General features: G+C 62.2%; 13 protein-coding genes. 5 read left to right on the forward strand and 8 right to left on the reverse strand.

Going from position 1 to position 21898, the window contains the following annotated elements; genetic code table 11:
• Positions 1-13 precede the first annotated feature (13 nt).
• The gene (locus U5A52_RS09650) at positions 14-1339 is read left to right on the forward strand and encodes an MFS transporter (protein ID WP_321934803.1); all 1326 of its coding nucleotides are present in this window, start codon (positions 14-16) and stop codon (positions 1337-1339) included.
• 12 nt (positions 1340-1351) lie between these two features.
• On the opposite strand, the gene U5A52_RS09655 is transcribed toward U5A52_RS09650, so the two are convergent.
• The 6 genes from U5A52_RS09655 to U5A52_RS09680 all read right to left on the reverse strand — a co-directional run bounded on the left by U5A52_RS09655 (position 1352) and on the right by U5A52_RS09680 (position 12963).
• Positions 1352-2149: a sulfite exporter TauE/SafE family protein gene (locus U5A52_RS09655; protein WP_321908193.1), complete on the reverse strand. Its 798-nt coding sequence runs from the start codon at positions 2147-2149 to the stop codon at positions 1352-1354.
• Positions 2150-2258: 109 nt separating this feature from the next.
• Positions 2259-2717, reverse strand: coding sequence for an H-NS histone family protein (locus U5A52_RS09660; protein WP_321934618.1), 459 nt, complete (start codon positions 2715-2717; stop codon positions 2259-2261).
• A gap of 233 nt (positions 2718-2950) precedes the next feature.
• Positions 2951-6421 carry an ATP-binding protein gene (locus U5A52_RS09665; RefSeq protein WP_321934619.1) on the reverse strand — a complete coding sequence of 1157 codons (3471 nt, stop codon included), beginning with the start codon at positions 6419-6421 and terminating at the stop codon, positions 2951-2953.
• Positions 6422-6424: 3 nt separating this feature from the next.
• Positions 6425-7675 carry a DNA repair exonuclease gene (locus U5A52_RS09670; protein WP_321934620.1) on the reverse strand — a complete coding sequence of 417 codons (1251 nt, stop codon included), beginning with the start codon at positions 7673-7675 and terminating at the stop codon, positions 6425-6427.
• A 3087-nt stretch (positions 7676-10762) separates the two neighbouring features.
• Positions 10763-11758: a ParB/RepB/Spo0J family partition protein gene (locus U5A52_RS09675; protein ID WP_321908187.1), complete on the reverse strand. Its 996-nt coding sequence runs from the start codon at positions 11756-11758 to the stop codon at positions 10763-10765.
• The gene (locus U5A52_RS09680; RefSeq protein ID WP_028208684.1) at positions 11755-12963 is read right to left on the reverse strand and encodes an AAA family ATPase; all 1209 of its coding nucleotides are present in this window, start codon (positions 12961-12963) and stop codon (positions 11755-11757) included. Before U5A52_RS09680 ends, U5A52_RS09675 begins: the two co-directional genes overlap by 4 nt.
• Positions 12964-14357: 1394 nt before the next feature.
• Between U5A52_RS09680 and U5A52_RS09685 the strand changes: the two genes are divergently transcribed.
• Positions 14358-15701: a replication initiation protein gene (locus U5A52_RS09685; RefSeq protein ID WP_321908184.1), complete on the forward strand. Its 1344-nt coding sequence runs from the start codon at positions 14358-14360 to the stop codon at positions 15699-15701.
• 254 nt (positions 15702-15955) lie between these two features.
• Here the strand turns inward: U5A52_RS09685 and argG are convergent, their stop codons facing one another.
• The gene (gene argG / locus U5A52_RS09690) at positions 15956-17290 is read right to left on the reverse strand and encodes an argininosuccinate synthase (protein ID WP_110383903.1); all 1335 of its coding nucleotides are present in this window, start codon (positions 17288-17290) and stop codon (positions 15956-15958) included.
• 162 nt (positions 17291-17452) lie between these two features.
• Positions 17453-18136 (reverse strand): GntR family transcriptional regulator, encoded by a 684-nt coding sequence (locus U5A52_RS09695; RefSeq protein ID WP_321934621.1) that lies wholly within the window; start codon positions 18134-18136, stop codon positions 17453-17455.
• A 213-nt stretch (positions 18137-18349) separates the two neighbouring features.
• On the opposite strand from U5A52_RS09695, the gene U5A52_RS09700 reads away from it, so the two are divergent.
• Genes U5A52_RS09700 through U5A52_RS09710 form a run of 3 tightly spaced genes read left to right on the forward strand, consistent with a single transcriptional unit; the run spans position 18350 to position 21793 of the window.
• Positions 18350-19762 (forward strand): MFS transporter, encoded by a 1413-nt coding sequence (locus U5A52_RS09700; RefSeq protein ID WP_321934622.1) that lies wholly within the window; start codon positions 18350-18352, stop codon positions 19760-19762.
• Positions 19759-21117 (forward strand): MmgE/PrpD family protein, encoded by a 1359-nt coding sequence (locus U5A52_RS09705; protein WP_321934623.1) that lies wholly within the window; start codon positions 19759-19761, stop codon positions 21115-21117. Before U5A52_RS09700 ends, U5A52_RS09705 begins: the two co-directional genes overlap by 4 nt.
• Positions 21110-21793 (forward strand): MmgE/PrpD family protein, encoded by a 684-nt coding sequence (locus tag U5A52_RS09710; protein WP_321934624.1) that lies wholly within the window; start codon positions 21110-21112, stop codon positions 21791-21793. The genes U5A52_RS09705 and U5A52_RS09710 overlap by 8 nt, the downstream gene beginning before the upstream one ends.
• The last annotated feature ends 105 nt before the right edge of the window (positions 21794-21898 follow it).

Consider the following 21898-nt stretch of genomic DNA (forward strand, 5'->3'; position numbering starts at 1 on the left):
CACAGTCTGGACGATGGTGATTCTGCTGTCGCTTGGCGGTGTATTCGAGTTTTACGACCTCTTCTTCACCGGCTATGTCGCGCCCGGCATGGTGCATTCGGGTCTTTTCACGCCGGAGTCGCTCGGCTTCTTTTCCGCACTCGGGCCGCTCAAGGTGGCAGGCTTCGGCACCTTTGTGTTCTCGACTTTCGCGGGGCTGTGGGTCGGTGCGCTCGCGTTCGGTCAGGTGGCCGACCGCTTCGGGCGGCGCATCATCTTCACGTGGTCGCTGATCTGGTACATCGTCTGTACGGCCATCATGGCGTTCCAGACGAGCGGTCAGGCGCTCAATATCTGGCGCTTCATTGCCGGCATCGGCATCGGCATCGAACTGGTGACCATCGACACGTACATTTCCGAGCTGATCCCGAGCGGCGAGCGCGGCCGCGCCTATGCGGTCAACCAGTTCATCACGTTCAGCGTGGTGCCCGTGGTCGCGTTTCTCGCCTACATCCTCAAGGACTCCCATCCGATTGGTCTCGACTACTGGCGCGTGGTGATCCTGATCGGCTCGGTCGGCGCCGTGGTCGTGTGGTTTCTGCGCCGTCACATTCCCGAAAGCCCGCGCTGGCTCGCGCGCAATGGCCGCGAGGACGAAGCCGAACGGATCGTGGCCGACATCGAGCGTCGCGTAAGCGCCGAAACGGGCACAGCTTTGCCGCCGCTCGGGCCGATCTCACTGGAAAAGGCCGGGCGCGGCTCGCTTGGCGAAGTGCTGCGTGCGCCGTATTTGCGGCGCACGGTCATTTTGTCGATTTTCAACATGGCGCAGGTAATCGGCTTTTACGGCTTTGCCGCCTGGGTGCCCACGCTGCTGATCGCCCGTGGCGTTCACATCACGCAGAGTCTCGCGTACGCCTTTGTGATTGCCATCGCCAATCCGTTCGGACCGCTGGTCGGCGTGTGGTTCGCGGACAAACTCGAGCGCAAGACGCAAATCGTCGGCGGCCTGCTGATTATGGCGGTTGTGATTACGTTATTCGCGCAAGCCACGCAACCGGCGGTCTTGATCGTGCTGGGCGTGCTCTTCACGCTCGCTTCGAACGTGATGTCCTACGCCTATCACGGCTATCAGGCCGAGCTTTACCCTACGCGTATCCGTGCGCGCGCCGTCGGCTTCGTGTATTCGTGGAGCCGCATTGCCGCCGCGTTCGCGGGCCTCGCCATCGGTATCCTGCTCCATCATTACGGTGTGCCAGGCGTGGCGGTGTTCATCGGCGCTTCGATGCTTGTGGGTATCGTGATGATTTTGCTTGGGCCGGTGACGCGCGGGCTCTCACTCGAAGCGATCAGCCATTAACGAGTGCGATCGTCAAAACAGCACGTGTGATTTGACGATCATTTGCGCGGCCGCGGCCAGCACGCACACGAGCACGACAACCCGAAACGCGAGCGGATGCAGGTTGTCGCGCAACGGTCGAATCAGCAGCATGCCCGCGATGGCGGGGACGCTGGCCGCCGCCGAAATCGCGAGATCGACGAGATTGGCGTGCCCGCCATGGCTGAACGTCGTGATGAGCGTGATGACCGAAACCACGAGAATAATCGCGATCTGCTTCGTGAAGGCACGGCCCGTGGCTCCCGACGCGATCAGATACATGGCGAGCAAGGGCCCCGGCACGGCGGCAATGCTCTCCATGAGCGCCGCTCCGAAGCCGAGCGCGAAGCCCACTGGCCTCGCGAGCGCAGGCGCGAGTTTGAAGCGCGGCGAGACAAGCAGAAGCACAGCCGCCACGATCAACGCCACGCCCGAAGCCGCCTGCGCGTGATGCGGCTCGAGCGCGATCAGCACCGACACTCCGATCACATTGCCGATCACGGTGCCAATTAATGGCGCCGCGATATTGCGCAAGGTAGGCAGCATTTCGCCCCCCTCCAGCGCCTGCGGAATATTGCCGAGAATGATCGGCATGGACAGTAGCAGCACCGCTTCCTTGACCGGCAAGAAATGCGTGACGATGGGCATGGCCACGAGCGGCACGCCAATGCCCGTCACGCCCTTCACCATGCCGCCCAGCACGAGCGCAATCACAATGCCGAGCAATTGAAGCACGTCGAGCGACTGCAGATGGGGCGCGAGAAGGCCCGAGGAAAAAGATAGGCCGGACATTGGTGACAAAGATGGCAAGGGGCGCGCGTCGTTTCGCGCTACTCATGTGAAAATGGCCGCGGGCGTCGAAACGCCGGAGCGGCCACCGGGTGCACAAAGCGATTGTCGCTTATGCGGTCTTCTGTGCAGCTTTTTTCGAGGTTGCTGCCTTGGCGCGCTTCGCAACGGTCTTTTTCACCGCTGCCGCATTGGCACGCGGTTTCCGTGCGACTTTGGCAGCCGGTTTTGCTGCGCTGCCATTGATCAGGAATTTCGAACGGTCTTTCACGTCGCGAATCCATACCGGTGCACGGCCGCGGCCGGTCCATGTTGCGCCGGTTTTCGGATCGGCATATTTGGCCGCAACGGTGCGCTTCGGTCCAGCGGCTTTAACGGCTTTGGCGCCTTTGCCGGGTTTGCGGCCACGCCTCTTGCCGATGAATTGTTCGATGTCGGCCACGCTCAGACCGTGCCTGGCCATCAGATCGCGAATTTTCGTGAGACCGAGCGACGTTTGCTTTTCCACGATCGATTCGGCCTGCTTTTGCAGCTTTGCGATCTTCGATTGAATTGCATCCAGGGTGACCATTCACGCCTCCTTATTCACGGTTTTTACGGACACCCTTCAACCATCACTGGCCGATCGAATTGCGATCTTGTCGGCCGGGGCGTCGCGAAAGACAGCGTGATTATGAAGTCAAATCACGCATGCTGGCAATTTTAGACGAATATTTTGTAGTGAAAAACATGTTTCCTGATCAGACTATTGAATGTTTCGCAAACCAGGTCCCCATGAATTCTCATTACGCAACATTCGCGCCGCTACGCGACGGCGGGTGCGCGCTGCAATTCGACCACATTGACCTGATCGCCAAATAGCTCGCGAATCAACGGCAAAAGGTGATCGTGGTGCGTGAGAAACAGCACCTGCGTTTTCGCCGATAGATTCCGTAACGCCGCGAACCCGGCCTTTGCGCGTTCGTCGTCGAAATTGATGAACAGGTCGTCGGCAACAAAGGGCAACGCCGCCTTGCTCGCCAGTTGCAATTCGAGCGCTGCGATACGCAGCGCAAGAAAAAGCTGGTCGCGCGTACCTTCGCTCATTCCGCTCACTTCCACGGTTTTGCCGTTGCTGCGCCGCGCATGCAACGCGGGCGGATTGCGTTCGTTATCGACAACTAGCCGCGCGAATTCACCGAGCGTGAGTCCATTGAATATTTCCCCCGCGCGACGCAGCATCGGCCCTTGCTTCTGGTCGCGATAACGGTCGGTTGCCCATTTGAGCAGGCGGCTCGCGGTCGCGGCTTCGAGGTACTGTTCCGCGGCTTCCCCCATGGCGCTCAAGGCTTCCTGGCGCTTTGCCTCCGCAAGCGCGGCATTGGCCTGGCCGTTGATCGCGTCGAATGCCTGCCTCGCGCTCACCTGTTGCTGCAGGCATTCGCTCAACGCGCGGCTGCCTGCTTCGCGTTGCTGGTTCACGGTTGCGAGCAGTACGGGCACCTCGATGATGGGTTGCTCCGCGATTTCCGCGGCGATGGTTTCCTGCGCTAGCCCGTCGCCTTCGCGCACGAGCCGGTCCCGCGCTGCCGCAATCGCATTCGACAACGCGCGGCGAGCATCGGAGCGCTCGGCGAGCGGCAATGCCATGTCGATTTCATTCACGCCCGCGAGCTTCAGGATGGGCTCGATGCGCGCCTGTGCGCCCGCCACCGCCGCGGCGGCATCGGCGACGCGCGTGCGGGCGCCCTGCACCTCGGCTTCGGCCTGGGCGAGCGATTTCGCCATTTCGCGCGCGGTTGCGAGTCGCGCCGCGAGTTGGCGCGCCACGTCGATGCCATCGCGCGACGCAGGCCCTTCGGGCGCGAGCGTCTGGGCCAGGCGTCGCGCGTCGGTTTCCAGCGTCTCCAATTGCGCGCGAATTGCGCGAATGCGGTTGCGGGGTACTTCGGCATCCGAAAAAGCAGCCGAAATGACATTGGCAAGTTCGACGGCGCCTTCCGCCGCCGCGAGCGTCGCGGCGCGCGTGCCGAGATTCGCCTGCGCGAGCGCCTCGCGCCATTGCATCTGCCACTTTGCGTAGGCGTCCTGCTCAATCGTCAATCTGGATTGCGCGGATTCGCTCGCGCGTTCAGCGTCGCGAATCTGGGCCTCCAGACCTTCGCGCTGCACTGCGCTCTTTTGAGCCGACTGCACCACGGTTTCGGCCACGCCGATCAATGTCGTCAGCGCATCGTCTTCGTTTGCCTTCGCCACCGGGCGCAACGTTTCGAGCAGCGCTGCATGGGCCGCGATGCGCGCCGCTCGACGCGCTTCCAGCTCGCTCGCGCGGCGGTCGCTTTCGCTCTGCGCATTGAGCGCCGCTTCGCGATTCGCCAGCCACGCGCCCATGTCCGCGAGCGGCATGCCTGGCAGGCGTGCGTCATTCGCAATCTGCGTCCAGCCATTGCGAAAGCCTTCGAGTTCGCGCTCGCGTTCGCTTAGCGCAGCAAGCTTGCGCTGCGCATTCGCGCGCGCGGTTTCGACTTGCTGACGCAGATTCTGCAAGGCGGCCGCCGCCTGCGAAGTGCCGAGTTGCGCGTCGACGAGTTCGTCGGCCAGACGCATCGCGTTGTCGACGGCGGGCGCGCCTTGCGCGAGACTGACGCGCGCCTCCTTGACCTCGCCCCACGCGCTATCGCGGCGCAGGCGCGCCGCCTGCACTTCAGCGGTCGTGACAACCTTGTTGCCCTGCGTGAACTGCGTCTCCTGCAACGCGAAGCGCTCGATATCCTCTTGCGCCGCCGCCGCCGCTTCTCGCGCGGCGGCGACCGCGCTCACGCGTTCGCTTTCTTCCTTTTGCAGCGCCGCCAGGCGCGTAGCCGATGGCAGGTCGAGCGCGCGCAGCGCTTGCACCGGCTGGCTCCATTGGCCCAACAGTTGGCGTTTTTCTTCGACCGTGCGCTGCGCATCCGCCAGTTCGCGCTCGAGCGCGCTTTCCTTCGTCACGCTGTTGCGCCATTCACGCGCATCGTCGAGCGCGGCGCGCAACGCATGCGGCACGTCGATGCCGGGCAAGCGCGAAAGCTGCTCCTGCAATTGGGCGAGCTTGCGCGTTTGTTCGCCGTGCGCCTCGCGCGCCGTCGTGAGCGCTTGCTCACGCAGACCGTGATCGCGCAGCAGGTTCGTCACCGTCTTCAACGCCAGTGCACCGGGCAGCGCGGCGCGCAACGCGGCTTCTTCGACCGGCCAGCCAAGCTGCGCCGCAGCGGCGAATGCGGCGTCGAGATGGTTACGGATTTCCGTTTCACGCACCAGCAATTCGCGCGGATGATTGACGCATTCGCCGCGCAGCGCGTCGAGCGCGTCGATTTCGGCGGCCAGCGCGAGTGCCGCGCGATCGGGCTCGATCGCATCATGTGACGCCTGCTTGCTGGCGAGATCGAGCTGGCGCGCTTCCTGTACTTTGCGCTCGGCGGCGATGTCGGCTTGCGCCTTCAACAGATCGGCATACGCGGTCGGCGGTAATTCGACGACCTCGCCCAATGCGGCCAACTCGCTCTGCTTGAGCGAAAGCTCTTCTATATAGGGAGCGAGGCGACGCACGCGCTCGAGCTTCGAGCGCTGCGATTCGAGACTGCGCTGTTCGGCACGCAAACGCTCGATAGCCTGCTCGACCGCTTCAAGCGCGTCCTTTTTCTCGACCCAGTCGCGCGTGCGCACTTGCGCCGCCTTCAGTTCGCTCGTTGCCTCGGCGAACGACGTTTCCGCCTGTGCATACGCACTGCCGCTGCGCCGCGGAGCCCAGAGTTCGGCCGCGCGATTCTCCAGTTCCTCGCGCACGGGCCCGAGGCTCCCCACGCCCGCTGCCGATTCGAACAACACCTGACCGAGCTTGTCCGATGCGTCGAGAATGCTGCGGCCGCCTTCAACGAGCCGCGCATGATCGAGGCCGAACATCTGCTCGAAAAACTCCTTGCTCGCGCCGTCGAGAAATGCGGCGAGAAAATCGTCGGGCAGCTTGTCGTCCTGCGGGGTGCGCAGGGAGTTGCGCCCGCGCGCGCGATGAATACGCTGCTCGGCCGCGCCGTTTTCCAGCACGCCGCCAAGACGCAGTTCCGGCGTGCCATGGAGGAAATCGAGCGGCGTTTGCAGGCGCATGCCGAACAACAACTCCGACACGGCCGTGCGCACCGTGGACTTGCCCGCCTCGTTCGGTCCCACAATCACGTGGAAATCGTGCGCCGCGTGGGGAAACGGCAAGGTCGTGTCCGTGAACTTGCCGTATTTGAATAAATCGAGTTGCTTGAGACGCACTGGTCATTCTCCCGTGGAAAGGCGCGCGAGCAGCGCGGGACCGACCTGCTCCACCAGCGCCGCGAGTTTGCCGTCGCGGGCGAGTTCGAGCAGTGGCGCGTCTTCTTTCACTTCGCTGCGCACCTTGCCGACGAACGCACGCAAATCGCGTTCGAGCAGCGCGAGGAATTCGGGGTCTTGTGTGGCGGCGTCGAGTATCTGTTTGAGATCCGCGAGCGCTTCGATCTGTTCGTTTTGCGCGGCGGCCGTGTCGGCTGGGCTTGTTTCGAGCTTGACCTTTTCCAGCCACAGCTTGTCATTGCCAATAATGCCGATCTGGTTGAACACTTCGGCGCGCAATTGCGTGGCGCGCCCGAAAAACAGCCCATGCGCCGGCGACCTGCCCGTCACCGTTACGCGCACCGCGCGCGGCACATGGGCATCGACTGACAGCAGCGCTTCGAGCGCAGCGCCAATCTTGCGCGCGAGATCCGCAACGCTTTCGCAGTCGCTCGCATCGACGCGCACCGATTCCCAGCGCAGCACGTCGAGGTAGAGACGCTCGACCTCCGTGCGGCCGCCCTCGACATTCACGAGCACGGCGCCGCGGCGCCCGGTTTCGCGGATGTGCCGCCCCTGGAGATTGCCGGGGAATACGATGGTCGATTGTTCCGACCACTGCTGAAATTCATGTACGTGGCCAAGCGCCCAGTAGTCGTAGCCCTTCGCGTGCAATTCGGCACGCGTGCATGGCGCGTAGGTCGCATGGGCGGTATAGCCTTCGAGCGCGGTATGGAGCACACCGATGTTGTAGTAACCGGAAACCGGCGACGGGTAGCCCACCGCGAGATTTTCGACCACCGCCTTGTCCTTGAAACTTTGACCGTGCAGCGCGACCTTGATGTCGTCCAGCATGTGCGTTTCGGGTTTGCGATGACTGAATACCACCACGTTGTCGGGCAGCGTGAGTTTCCTGGTCATTTCACTTTCCGCGTCGTGATTGCCCCAAAGGGCGAAAACGCGAATACCGGCCTTGCGCAGACGACCCATCTGCTGGCCGAAGAAAATGCCGGTGTTGTGGTCCTTCCAGTCACCGTCGTAGAGATCGCCGGCAATGACGACGAACGCGACCTCTTCTTCAATGGCGCGATCGACGAGCAGGCGCAATGCCTCGCGCGTGGCATTGCGCAATTGGCTGGCCGGCGCATCGGGATAGGCGCTCAGACCGTGTAGCGGGCTGTCGAGGTGCAGGTCTGCCGCGTGGATAAACTTCACGACGTGTCCTCTATTGTGTTTGCGGGCGCTGAATGGAGAAAGGGCGATTGCTGCGGTATCGCGCGAGCGGGATGCGGGCTAGCGCTTTCAGCACGAACATGAGCCCGGGCATGTGGCTCGCGAATGCGGGCCAATTTTAATCGACGCGTGTGGGTCTGTTTTGGCTAGCGTTGTGCGATGAAGGACCCGGCATCTGTTGGCATGCGCCGCGCGCTGTCAATTCATCGACTGTGGAGTGTGTCGTTGCGCGAGACTGTTCTATATAGATGGCACGTCAATCAGGCGCGAAGTGAGCGCTGTGGATCGTGATGGCCGAATGAATTGCAGAACATGACGCTGCGATGATTAGAGCCCGGGGTGGCGTTGCGCGTGTCGCCCGCAAACACGAACCGGTTTGCTCTTCATGCTGTCGAATTCCGTGAGCAATCTTGTGTCGACGCGAATTGCTTGCAGGCGTGCCTCCGAGGGTTGTTTTCGATTGGCGTCGCGATATTGTCGAAAACTACAAAATACGTATTGAAATATACGACCAACCCCGATGAGGTGCGCTTTACCTCGGTAACGACCATTCTGGCAGTGTTTCAGGGTCGGAGAGCCGTTATGATCGTGAAACAAGTACTAGAATTTGGTTTGTTTTGGGCGTGAAAGCCCCAAGGGGCGTAGGTTTCGCCGATTTGACGGTTTGGAGAGAAATGTTTCACGCTGAATTGAACGCTGTTTGAAACTGGGTAAGCGCAAGCGCCGGTGATTTACGCGGCAAAGCATCCGTAGCGTTCCCTTTTAGGTCGACGTGTGGGCGGCTCGCTTCCCGACGTTGCTCCCCCTCGTTTCGTGTTTTTCGACGGTCGACACGTCGATCGCTCCTTTGGTTGGTTGGTGGTTTGTTGGTTGTGATAGCAGAGGCACTAGCGTGCGTATTGCGCATTGACGGTTAGGGTGCTCTGTGGCGCCGAAGAAGATTGTCGGTTAGTTGCATTTATGGTGAATTTCGCGGGCGAGACGAAAGCGAGTTATTCGGTGATGAGTGGCAATGCGGTCGCGACTTGCCAGAAGAGTAACGAGCCGAACAGCCTCGAGCTGCGGAACACGAAGGTCGAGTGCCGTGGGCCGCTATCGTATCGAACGGTCCTCCCCTGCTCGCGCACAGCGTGTTGCGAGCACCCCGCTGACACTGGCTTATCCGATCTGTCGCGCGCTGGCCTGCCAGTCCTCCTTCAAGACACGCGTCAATCGAGAGTTGCTGGGCAGTGTTTGTTCGACCGTGCACGCGGCCACCTTTTGGGGGAGTCCTAGCTCAGAGCGCAAAGAACGAGAGTAATCGCATGGCGTTGGGTGTCGCCGTCAGATGTCAGGCGAGCAAGCGGGCTGCGCTCGCACGCTGGTGAGTTAGACCCGTCGGCACGAACTTGCGGCGTGAGATTCGATGCGGCTAGTCGTCAAAGGAGCTTATCGAGGTGGGGGTATCTGCTGTGAGAAAACGTCGGTGTTGGGGGGAAGGCAGAGGCTCCAGGCTACGTGGACGATGCCCCACTCTGCGGCTCGTAGGTCAATCAGGAAATTAACCGCAACGAGGGGACCGAAGTAGACGACTCCCGCCGCACGCGACCCGTAGTTGTGGAGTGGCGCTTTGGGGGGGGCCGTCCAATTGACTCCGGCACCTGCTCTTTGGGAAACGAATCCAGCATGGAACTCGGCCGGCCTTTTGAGGGAGCGTGATCTCGAGTCCAGCCGCCGGAACGTCGGCGCTTTCCGTTGGCTCGCGAGCGCTGCTTACCTGGCGCCGCAGCGAGTCGAGATGCGCCGTCGGTGTGTCGACTCGACACATCGACGGCGCGCGAGACGACACGCACGCCGGCTACACCGGTCCCAACTGTGGCGGCCAGCGCAATGAAGATTGGCGCCCCGATTACAGAGGAGTCGAGATACGCGGTCGGTGTGTCGACTCGACACACCGTGGCGCGCCAGATCACACGCACGCCGGCTACGCCGCTTCCAACCGTGGCGGGCTGCGCAATGAAGATTGGCGAGCCGATCACAGAGCGTCGTGAAACACAGTCAGTGTGTCGACTCGACACACCAAGATGCGCGAGCCGACAAACATAGCGCATCCGTCGACTCCAACCGTGGTTGGTCAGCACAATGAACCATGGCCACCCGATCGACGAGTTGCACGCAGACGCTACTGACGCGCCCATTGGATGCACGCCACCGCGCAAATGGAGCGTCCATGGCTGCCGCCCAAAGCGACGCGTCTCGGACCATAATCGTGTCAGACCGCCAAGGCGCCGAAGCAGCGATAGTGTGTCGACTCGACACACTGTTTCACCCAGCGAGTCCCCTTAGACGGGAGGAGTCCCGCCCGCGCGCACAGTACGATGGAGTCGTCGGGAACGCGACATCAAGTCTGGTTCTCGTCCCGCCACCGATGCGACGTATCGCAGTTCGCAATCCCATCAGTCAGCCACGGCGAAGATGCGGCGCGGTGTGTCGAGTCGACACACCGCGCCCGAGTGCAAGTTGGCGTGTACGCGCTGGGCCAATTTCTCACGCAACACAATAGATAGAGCAACGGTTGAGAATCCCGCGTGCTTGCTCTTGTGCCTCCGCCGACTCCCTCCGGTTTGTGGCCATCCGCAGCGTGTGTCGACTCGACACATCGCCCCGATCAGCCGAATTCGAGTACCCAGGTTTTCTGACTTCCTGTACGCCGAGCACCGACAGCAACCGGTAGGCAGAGCCCCTTCTGCGTCGTACTCGAGACGCCATATTCTCAGGCTCTCAACGGCGTGGTCGTCGTGTGTCGAGTCGACACACGAGCGCTCAACGGAGTGGTCCAGGCATTTCCGATGTTTCCGCTCGACAGCTCTACGCTAGCCAGGCGCACTCCGCCCCGTCGTGTGTCGACTCGACACACGACGCGGTCCGTCGCGTTCCACCGACCGGCGAGCAGCTGTCCGTCGCGGATCCTTGATGCGCCGTCTGCAGGCGCAGGTGCGGGTTGTGTCGACTTGACACACAATCCAAGCCACAAAAAGAAAAAGCCCGCCGAAGCGGGCTTCCCTCCACACCAACAATCCCAAGACTCGATCAGCCTGGCTTTACGTTGAACAGCTGACTAATCAGCTCCCGGATTTGCGTTTCCTGAGCATCCGAAAGCACGCCCGTCTTGAGCTTCACCGTAAAGCTGTTGGTATCTTTGGTGATGCTCCCGGCGTGGCTCTTGCCCGAAAAAATCTTCTCGATGCTGCGCTCGGAAACGCTTTCAGTCGACTCACCCCGGCTAGCTTGTGCACCGATCGCCGCAGCCAGCTTACCTTGATCCAGCGTCCGGCCGACTACGGCCGGCCACAACTCGCGCGCCGCCGAAAGCCCTGCCACCCCATACTTCTTGATCGCCGAAACAACCTCGTCTGCAGCCGATCCGCCGAGCAGTCGGGGATTCAAATCAAGATCGCGTCGAATGAAATCCGGCAGATTTTCAAAGGCCAAAAACCGGTACAAGCCCTTGCGCGACATACCCAGCGCCTCGGCCATGCGCTTGCGAGTCGGAAACTCCCGTTCGGCGCGGCGTAGCGATTGCCCAATCTCATAATCAGTGAGGTCTTCGCGACCGACGTTTTCGACCAGCGCGAGCACGGCCATGTCCTGATCGGAACACTCGATCACCGAGGCACGAATGTCCTGCGCCTGAATCAGGGCGTGCGCACGCAGACGTCGTTCGCCGGCGATCAGCTGATAGCCGTTCTCCGCGCGGCGAACGACGACCGGCTCCACAAGCCCGACTTCGCGGATCGATTCGGCGAGCGATGCCAGGCCCTCGTCGCTGAAAATCTTGCGCGGCTGCCACGGGTTCGGCTGAATGGCGTTCACCGGAAGCATGAGCTTGTCGCTCGTGTTCTCCAGTTCCTGGATGCGCTGCTGCGCCACCGCCAACGCGCCGAGCATGCCCGGTCCGGTCTTGAACGCGCTGCTGCGGCGCGGCTCCGCCGGAGCCACGGCAGCCGGGCGTTCGGCAGCGGGCCTCTCCGAAGACGAGCCGAGTTCAGCGGTCTTCGCCGCCATCTTGTCGCGGAATGAACTCACTTGCCGGCCCTCCATTGTTCTACGTAAAGATCGTCAATCCACTGTACGTAATCCGTCAGCGGCTGACGCACGCGCGCCACCGTCTTGTCTGCGAGGTCGCCCTTGCTGATATCGAACACGGTGGCCATGGCCAGTGCGCCGTTGCTCATCGCGGAGCTGGCCGGCACCTCGAGCGCGTTCACCCAATCCTTGTAGGTCCGCTGCACCCAGGAGCGCACGACCGGTGCCGACGACGTTTTGCCGTAGTCCACCTTCGAAAGCAGAACGGAAACGAAGTCGTACGTCTTCTCGTCACCGCGTTCCATGATCGTGTGCGCGAGGTCGGAAAACAGGCTCCAGAACGACACCGAGCTGATGAAATCCAGGCTCTCGGGCACGAGCGGCATGACCATCGCGTCGGCGGCCATGAGCGCATTGATTGTGAGATAGGACAGCGACGGCGCCGTATCCAGAATGATGTAGTCGTATTGCTTGCGCAGCACTTCCACACCCTGGCGCAGCAGGTCCCAGAACTTGAATCCTGGGTTCTTGATCACCGTGCCCGGAATATGGAACTCTGCGGAAAAAAGCGTGGGGTGCGCCGGAATCACATCGAGCCCATCCCAGTAGGTCTCCTGCACGAAGTTCAGCAGGCCGCCTTCCATATGCGGGTCGTAGATGAACGGCAGGACCGTGCTATCCTCGGTCACTTCCTTTTCGGCATACAGACCACAGAGTTCCGTCAGCGACGCCTGCGGATCCAGGTCGATCAGCAGGACCTTGCGGCCGCGCAAGGTCAGGCCTTGAGCGAGACACATGGTCGTGGTCGTTTTCGTCGAGCCGCCCTTGAAGTTGGCAACGAGAATTACCTTGCCGTCAGCGTCGCGTACGCCGGTATGGAGCGGCGTCTGATAAATATCGGAAACCTGCTGGACCCAGGTTCTCGCTTCCGGCAGCGTGAAGACCCGGCTTCGCCCGGACCCTTGTGCCACGCCTTGCGGGAGGCCCTCGCGGGTGGCAAGCAGATTGTTTAGTTTGATGCGGTCAATGCCGCACATCTCTGCGACCTGAGCCGACGTAAAGGTGGGCGCCATCTTTCGCGGCCGCGGCGCCAGCATCATCTCCCGAAGCTCTTCAGACAGACGGCCAGCCTCTTCGGCAAACTCAGTGATCGCGGAAAGATCCACACGTCGATCGATCGACGGCAATTCGATAGTTTTCGCCATTAATACGCTTTTTATCAGAATTTGGATAAAGCGTAGAATACAGGAAAAGTGTGTGAAAACACACTAATTGAGGGCGATATGAAAAAAAATGACCCTTCAAAACGGCCCGTATGGCCCTCGCGAGACATTTCCAAGGCCAACGTACTAATAGAACCGGCAAAGCCACCAGCGCCCGTATAGGCCTGCTCTGTCCGATATGCCTATTTTTTGCGCAATCACCCAAGGTCGGAACGATTCGTCGCAGCGTTCGCGGTCGAGGTTTTTGTGCAAATGCAGTTACCAATCGGATCCACACTAACTGCATCGCTTGCAGATACCCCTTGCGGTCACGGTTTTTGTGCACTTCCGTCGGCGATTACGACGGCGCGCGAAGATGACGGCGCCGGGTAACGATTTTTGTGCTTCCTGATTTCTGCTACCGCGCTTAGCCAGCCATAACTGCACAAAAACCGTTACCGAGTGCGTCTGGAAAAGGGCTCTGCCGCGTACGCCCCACCCTGCATTGCACAAAAACCGTTACCCCGTTGCCTCGCCATGTGCCTCATGGCTGCGAATCCGGGCATCCTGGCGGTCAAATTCCCCCAAAAGCCTTCCCACGCTCTAGCTGCACAAATTCCGTTACCACTCGCCTATGGCGAACCAGTGAACCGCGACGCCTCAACGGCACAATTAACGTTACCTCCCGGGGCGCTGTACTTGGTCTGCACAAAAAACGTTGCTATCGCGGCCTGTCTCAGGCTTGCACAAAATCCGTTGCCTTCGGCAATTCCTGTCGAAAAGTCACCCTGAGTCGAGTCTCACCAACAACCGTTGCCCGGTTCACCCCGATCTCGGCCGCTCATTAGATCTTCTGCACATAAACCGCTTCCTTGAATCAGCCGTTCTGCACAGAAATCGTTACCCGTCGATGTGTTCCACCGGTCCGAAGGCGGCGCGCGTCCTGAGTCCTGCCCCCTGAAAGCCTTGTCAAATGGGCCTTTGCGGGCACTTTTGCGTAAATATTTTGACCAGTTTGCGAGACACAGCACGTCAAATCTCGCGCAGAGCATCTTTTTTGAGCGCGGTTTGTTTGTTTACTTAAAGATAAAAACCCACCAACCAACTAACGTACGCATGCGTTTCCTTTGATTTCAAAGGCTTGTTCGTCAAAAGCACCGTTCTCTGTGCTCGCTGCACCGTTTTATGTGCAGCGAAGTTCCGTTTTATGTGCTGCAGGTGTAGAGAAATTTGTGCACTCAGGTACGTTTATTGTGCGCGAGTCAATTCGGGCGCCTGTTTGAGGTAACGTTTATTGTGTTGACTTGTGTTTGCGTAGTGATAGAGTGCCCGCCAATGTCGACGGGGAGAGCGTGCGTATGTCGGAGGAGAGCGGGCGAAGGACAACAACACTGCAGATGTCGCTGGGTCTCTTTGAGGAGATGTCCGGCCAGCCGATCAATGAGAGCACGCGCGAGATCGGCTTTCAGCGCAACAACGTGTTCGTCGCCATCAACGGGCTTGGGCTGTCGTCGCGCCGTTTCATCGACGCCGCCTATTTCATTGCCGCCCAGGAGCCCGCACCGCGCGATACCTACGACGTCGACCTGAACTACTTCAAGTGGCTCATGCGCTATGAGAGCCGCAACGTGCGCCATTTGCAGAGCGTCATCAAGGAAGCGCAGCGCGTGCTGATCGAGGTGACCGACACGCCTCCCGACCGCGCGCCCAACGAAGACGACCAGTGGATATCCGAGCAGCTGATGGGCAGCGTCAAGATCGGCAAGGGGCGCATCCAGTTCCGTATTCCGCCGCTCATGCTGCGCCACATCACCGGGCCCGACAAGCATCACTGGCTGAACCTGTGCATCACGGCGTCGTTCTCGCAAACCTACGCCCGCGCGATCTACGACTACGTGCTGCCCTACGTGGCGGCGGGCCTGACCGACTGGATCGAGCTCGATGTTATGCGGCGCTGGCCCGGCAAACTCGGTACGAGCGCGTCGGAGTTCAAGCACTTCCGGCCCAAGTACCTCGACCCCGCGGTGCGCCAGATCAACGAACTATCCGACATCGACCTGAGCTACGAAACCCGGGCCGACTCGGAAACCTCGCGCAAAATCAACAAGATCCGCTTTCGGATGAAGCGCAAGGACACGGTCGCGGCGCTGCTCTCCCGGCAGCCCGACGCGCACGACCTGCTGCTCACGCTCAAGGAGGAGTTCGGCCTGAGCAACAAGCAGTTCGACGTGATTGCGGAGCACCGCATGAGCTGGACCGACGAGCGCATCCAGCAGGCCATCGAATACACGCGTTTCCGGCTCAACCAGGGCAAGGTGACCAAGAGCCCCGCGGGCTATCTGATGAAGGCGCTGAGCCACAACTGGCAGGTCTCGGAGGCCGAGCGGAAGATGGTGGCGATCCAGAGCGAGCTGGCCGTGGCAGCGACCGCTCAGGAGAGCGCCAGGACGGTCGCGACCACGGCGGTGAAGCAGAGCATCGCGGCGCGCGACGAAGAGGCGAGGTCGCAGCGCAACGAGGAGGTCAAGCAAGGCCGCGAGCACTTCGAATCGGCCGACGAGAAGACCCGCAAGGAGCTGGTGCGGCTCTACATTGCCTCGCAGGCCGGCAAGCTCATGCTGCGCCGCCTGAAGCTCGAGGCGGGGGCCCTCTCCGACGCGAACATCCTCAACCACTCCGATTTGTCGTGGTACTTCGGGCAATTCGTCTACGGGAAGATGAAGCAGCTTGCCGTGCAGTGAGTGTCTTCAATACGCTTGACGGCTGATGGGCCGGTGGGCGTATTGAGGCTAGGCCTGGCAGCCCGTTACTGCCTCCCGCGTTCACGCGGCGGAAAATATTCAGCCGATCAATGGGTTAGGGCACTCGTCCCAGGCGTTCTCCACAAGCTTGTCACCACAATCTGTGGGTAACTCGAACGCCAGATACCACCCCGCGAAGCCATAAAAAAAGGGAAGGCGCAGTGCCTTCCCTTTCCTCATCAAGCGACGACCCCTTACTTCTTCTCGTCGTTCAGTTGCGGCAGCGTATAAGCCGCACCCGGCGCGAGCAGGCCGACCTTCGAGTACACGCGCAGTTTCTCGCGCGTGTCGGTGATGTCGAGGTTGCGCATCGTGAGCTGGCCGATACGGTCGCGCGGCGAGAACGTCGAGGCGACCTTCTCCATCGACAGACGCTCCGGCTGATACGTGAGGTTGTCCGACTTCGTGCTGAGGATCGAGTAGTCGTTGCCGCGGCGCAGTTCGATCTTCACTTCGCCGGTGATGGCGCGCGCCACCCAGTGCTGGGCCGTTTCACGCAGCATGATGGCTTGCGGGTCGAACCAGCGGCCCTGGTACAGCAGGCGGCCCAGACGGCGGCCGTTCTCGCGGTACTGCTCGATGGTGTCTTCGTTGTGGATGCCCGTCACGAGGCGCTCGTATGCGATGTAGAGCAGCGCCAGGCCCGGGGCTTCATAGATGCCGCGGCTCTTCGCCTCGATGATGCGGTTCTCGATCTGGTCGCTCATGCCCAGACCATGACGGCCGCCGATGCGATTCGCTTCGAGCAGCAGTTCCACGGCGTTCGGGAAAGTCTGGCCGTTCAGCGCGACCGGCTGGCCTTCCTCGAAGCGGATCGTCACTTCTTCGCGGTCGATCTTGACGTCGTCGCGCCAGAACGCCACGCCCATGATCGGGTTCACGATCTTGATGCCGCTTTCGAGGCTCTCGAGGTCCTTCGCTTCGTGCGTGGCGCCGAGCAGGTTCGAGTCGGTCGAGTAAGCCTTTTCAGCCGACATCTTGTACTCGAAGCCCGACTGGCGCATGAACTCGGACATTTCCGAGCGGCCGCCGAGTTCGTCGATGAACTGCTGGTCGAGCCACGGCTTGTAGATCTTCAGGTCCGGATTGACGAGCAGGCCATAGCGGTAGAAGCGCTCGATGTCGTTGCCCTTGTAGGTCGAACCGTCGCCCCAGATGTTGACGCCGTCTTCCTTCATCGCGGCCACGAGCATCGTGCCCGTCACGGCGCGGCCGATCGGGGTCGTATTGAAGTACGTGACGCCGGCCGTCGAGATGTGGAACGCGCCGCATTGCAGGGCGGCGATGCCTTCCGCCACGAGCTGCGCGCGGCAGTCGATCAGGCGTGCACCGGCAGCGCCGTATTCGGTCGCGCGGCGCGGGATCGAATCGTAGTCGTCTTCGTCGGGCTGGCCCAGGTTCGCCGTATAGGCGTAAGGCACGGCGCCCTTGAGCTTCATCCAGTGCAGCGCGGCGCTGGTGTCGAGGCCGCCGGAGAAGGCGATACCGACCTTTTGGCCGGTCGGAAGGCTTTCAAGAATTGTGCTCATGATCAGAAAGAACCCGGTAGAACGAGAATGCGGAGGGAATTCGGTCGAATCGTCAAGTATGTTGTATCCCTGGCCTTTCGGCAAGCCTGGCGGGTAGGGCGGCAGGCCCCGTTCGACGCGGCATCCGCGTAAATAAAAAAGGGGCGCAGCGAGGGTGCGTGCTCAGCGCAGGCTGTCCCACGCGGCTTCAATCGCATGCAGTGCGCCCATCACGATCGAGCGGTTCAGCGCGGCGGCCAGCACGCCGTCGCGCTCGGCGTAGGCCTCGCACAGCCGCTGGTGGTCGGTGCACGACCGCTGCAAGCGCCCCGGCAGCGACGTGCTCAGGTGGCGCAGGCGGTTCGTGCGCATGCGCATGGAGTCCAGCACTTCCTTGAAGATGCCATTGCGGCTCACGCGCAGTTCCTCGTCGCGAAACGCGACGTTTGCCCAGAAGTAGCCGTCCACGTCGCCCTTGGCCGCGACTTCGGCCAGCTTGCCATGCGCGCGCCAGAGCGCCGCGATGTCCTCGTCCGTGGCGTGCTCGACGATCGCGAGCGACACCTGGCCGTAGAGCAGGGCGCGCAGCGCATAGATTTCGCGCACTTCTTTGAGCTGCATGGCGGCCACGCGCGGGCGGCGGCGCGGCGACCAGTCGACGAGTCCCTCGCGCGTGAGCGCGAAAAGCGCCTCGCGCACCGGCGTGCGGCTCACGCCGAAGCGTTTGGCGAGATCGACTGAATTCAGGTCGTCGCCGGGACGCAGCCGGCCTTCGATGATGCCGCGCGCCACCCAGTCGACGATCTCGGCCACGCTCGACGGGTCGCCCGTCTCCGGGGCGGCCATTACGTCGACATCTTCATCCATGCGCTTTCCCCCGAGGCGCCGCGACCGGCCGCAGCGCCGCCGATTGTAACAAATCCAGAGTCGGCTTCGCTTTCGAAGTCACAGGCTAGTTGTTTAAGTGTATACACTAAGACGAGAATATCTCGGTAAAACGCGAAATGTCGCCATATACTGCCTTATACTGTCGACACTAAAACAAAGTCCGATCGGCTGCCCGTCAGGCAAGGAGACGCCATGTACATGGGAACTGAGATTGCCGGGTCAACGCACGTCGAGGCGAGCGTCTCGGCGCGGCTCGACCGGCTGCCGCCTACGCGGTACTTTCGCGGGCTCGTTGCCCGCATCGCGGTGGGCGGCTGGTTCGAGTTCTACGAGATGTTCATGGCGGCCTATATCTCGCTGGGCCTGATCCACAGCGGGCTGTACCGCGCCACCACCGCCGGCCTCTTCGACGTCAACGGCTTCGCCAGCTTCCTCGGTTCGTTCTTCGCGGGCATGTTCGTCGGCACCGTGGCGCTGGGCGGGATTACCGACCGCTTTGGCCGGCGCGTGGTGTTCACGTTTGCCATGCTGACGTACTCCGTGGCGAGCTTCATCGCCGCCTTCCAGCATTCGCCGCTGGGCATGGACGCCTGGCGCTTCGTGGCGGGCGTGGGCATCGGCATGCAGCTCATCACTGTCGACACTTACATTTCCGAACTCACGCCGCGCGACGCGCGCGGGCGCTACACGGCGTTCAGCATCCTCGTCATTCTCACTTCGGTGCCCGTGGTCGCCGTGATTTCCTATGTGCTCGTGCCGCGCACCTTCCTCGGCATGGAAGGCTGGCGCTGGGTGATGATCATCGGCGCGGCCGGCGCGGTGTTTATCTGGTTCATTCGCCACGGCTTGCCGGAGTCGCCGCGCTGGCTGGAGAGCAAAGGGCGCGTGAGCGAGGCGCGCCAGATCGTCGACGAGATCGAGCGCAAGGTGGTCGCCGAAACCGGCAAGCCGCTCGCCGAACCGCCCGATGGCCCGGACGCGAGCCAACTGCAGGCACGCGGCGCGTGGATCGAGATGTGGCAGGGACGCTACTTCAAGCGCACGGTGATGCTCTCGCTCTTCAACTTCTGCCAGACCTTCGGTGTGTACGGCTTCGGCGCGTGGGTGCCGGTGCTGTTGTATTCGAAGGGCATCACGATCACGCATTCGCTGCTCTACACCATGGTGATCGCCATTACGACGCCGCTCGGCGCGATTGGCGCCATGGCGTGCGCGGAGCGCTTTCAGCGCAAGTGGCAGCTGGTCGGCTGCGCCATCGTCGTGGCCGTGGCCGGCGTGATGTTCGGCCAGGTGCGCGACCCGGTGCCGATCCTGCTTTTCGGCAGCGCGGTCACGATCGCGAACAACTGGCTCATCGGCATTTTCCACACCTATCAGGCCGAGCTGTATCCCACGCGCATCCGCGCGCGCGCCGTGGGCTTCGTCTTCAGCTGGAGCCGCGTGAGTTCGATCTTTGTCGGCTTCTGGGTGGCGGCACTGCTCAAGCACTACGGCGTGCCCGCCGTGTTCCTGCTGATTTCGTCGGCCATGGTCGTGATCGTCGTGGCGGTTGGCGTGTGGGGTCCGAAAACTAACGGTGTCCGTCTAGAGGAGTTGTCGCAATGAGGGGTTCCATCGCCGCGGCGTTCGCGCAGGGCTTGTATGGGCTGGCACAACGTCCGTTGCCCGCCGGCGTTTTGAAGGAAGCGAAGCGTTCGTTCATCAACGTTGTGGGCACAACAATAGGCGCGTGCATGCATCCGGGCGTGGAGGCGATACTCGCCGCTGCGCGCGATCTGGGCGCTGCGCGCGAGGCGGGCGTGCTGGGCCGGACTGAGCGCACCGACGTGCATTTCGCCGCGCTGGCGAACGGCTTCGCCGGTCATCTGGACGATTTCGACGATACGCATCTCGCCACCGTCATCCATCCCGCCGCGTCCACGCTCGCGGTGCTCGCCGCGCTCGCGCCGCAAATGCGGCCCACCGGCGCACAGGCGCTCACGGCTTTCGCGCTGGGATGCGAGGCGCAATTACGCGTGGGCGTGGCAATCTCGCCGGAGCACTACGACCGGGGCTGGCATATCACGGGCACGTGCGGCGTGATTGGCTGCGCAGTCACGGCGGCGCTGTTGCTCGGGCTAGACGAAGCCAAACTTAAGGAGGCCGTATCGATTGCGGCTTCGATGTTCATCGGGCAGCGCGAGGCCTTCGGCACCATGACCAAGCCGTTTCATCCCGGCAAAACGGCTGCCAACGGCATCGACGCAGCAAGGCTCGCGAAGTACGGACAGCAGGCGGCTGCGGATATTTTCGAAGCGCCGGGAGGCTACGCGCGATCGCTCTCGACGAAGGTGGACTTCGAGCGCATGAACGGCGAGTTCGGCGAGCGCTGGGAACTGCTGTTCAACACCTATAAGCCCTATCCGTGCGGGATCGTCGCGCATCCGGCCATCGACGCGGGCCTCGCGATTGCGGGCCGCATTGCGGATGCCGCTTCAGTCGACGCGATCGTGTTGCGCTGCCATCCGCTCGTGCCCGAGCTGATGGGCAATCCGCAGCCGCATGACGGCCTGCAGGCGCGCTTTAGCGCGATCCATGGCGTTGCCGCCGCGCTGTGCGACGGCCAGGTGGGGCTCGCGCAGTACGAGGACAGCCGCGTGACGCGCGACGACGTGAAGACGCTGCGCGCGAAAACAACGCTTGTGCCCGACGCCGCCGTGAACCGCGACGAGGTGTATATCGAGGCGCGGCTTCACGACGGCAGCGTTGTCGCGCATCACGTCGAGCACGCGCGCGGCAGTCTCGCGCGGCCCCTGACTGACGAGGAACTGCGCGACAAGGTGCGCTTGCTGATCGACCCGCGACTTGGCGCAGGCGCGGCGGATCGTATTGCCGCTGCCGTTGAGAACGTGGAGCGCGCAGCCGGTCTCGATGCGTTCTTCGCCCTGTGCACGCCTAACAAGGATCTGGTTCATGCATAACCCCGCCGCTCACTCCGCCGTTGCCGACGCATTCGTGGCGCTTGCCGTCGCGCAGCCCGGCGCACGAGAACTCGAGGCCGCGCGCAGCGCGGTGGCCAACGCGCGCCGCTGCGCCGGGCAGCCCCGCGATGCCAGTCCGTTGAGCGAAATGCTTGGCCATGCCGCCGATGCGCGCTCGCGCGCGTGGCAGTTCGGCGCTGCGCTCGCCCCGCTGGATGCCGGTTCGACCGCCACGCCCGTCATTGCGGCAGCGCTTGCGCTGGGCGAGTCTCTCGAGGCCGCCGATGAGGACATCGCCGCTGCCGTCGCGGTCGGTACGCGCGCTTCGGCGCGGCTGGGGGCCGCCTTGGACGACGAAGCGTTTCGCGCGCGCTGGAACGTGGCCGCGTCGCTCGGGATTGTGGGGGCGACGCTCGCGGCAGCGCGTCTTCTCGGGCTCGACGCGCTGCGCACGCGCCACGCGCTCGGCATTGCCGCCACGCAGGCCGCAGGGCTTGCACGCAACGTGGGCGAAGTCATGGGCGCGCTGGAGACCGGCAAGGCGGCCGCCGACGCCATCGAAGCGGCCTTGCTCGCGAAGCACGGCTTTACGAGCGCTGCGGCTTCGATAGACGGACGGCGCGGGCTGGCCGCGCTTATGGCCTATCGTTTCGACGCGGGCGCCATTACGGCATGAGCCGCAGCTAGCAGAACGATATCAATACGGATTCCGAACGGATAAAGATGCCAATAACGCCTTCGCCATCGCGCCGCCGCATGCTTCAGTGCGCCGCGGCGTACA

Source organism: Paraburkholderia sp. J8-2 (assembly GCF_905220195.1).
GTDB lineage: Bacteria > Pseudomonadota > Gammaproteobacteria > Burkholderiales > Burkholderiaceae > Paraburkholderia.

Coding starts and splice junctions, on each gene's coding strand:
- U5A52_RS09655 (WP_321908193.1), bottom strand. CDS start 2,149: ATGTCCGGCCTATCTTTTTCCTCGGGCCTTCTCGCGCCCCATCTGCAG.
- U5A52_RS09705 (WP_321934623.1), top strand. CDS start 19,759: ATGAGGGGTTCCATCGCCGCGGCGTTCGCGCAGGGCTTGTATGGGCTG.
- U5A52_RS09650 (WP_321934803.1), top strand. CDS start 14: ATGGTGATTCTGCTGTCGCTTGGCGGTGTATTCGAGTTTTACGACCTC.
- U5A52_RS09680 (WP_028208684.1), bottom strand. CDS start 12,963: ATGGCGAAAACTATCGAATTGCCGTCGATCGATCGACGTGTGGATCTT.
- argG (WP_110383903.1), bottom strand. CDS start 17,290: ATGAGCACAATTCTTGAAAGCCTTCCGACCGGCCAAAAGGTCGGTATC.
- U5A52_RS09695 (WP_321934621.1), bottom strand. CDS start 18,136: ATGGATGAAGATGTCGACGTAATGGCCGCCCCGGAGACGGGCGACCCG.
- U5A52_RS09710 (WP_321934624.1), top strand. CDS start 21,110: ATGCATAACCCCGCCGCTCACTCCGCCGTTGCCGACGCATTCGTGGCG.
- U5A52_RS09685 (WP_321908184.1), top strand. CDS start 14,358: ATGTCGCTGGGTCTCTTTGAGGAGATGTCCGGCCAGCCGATCAATGAG.
- U5A52_RS09660 (WP_321934618.1), bottom strand. CDS start 2,717: ATGGTCACCCTGGATGCAATTCAATCGAAGATCGCAAAGCTGCAAAAG.
- U5A52_RS09700 (WP_321934622.1), top strand. CDS start 18,350: ATGTACATGGGAACTGAGATTGCCGGGTCAACGCACGTCGAGGCGAGC.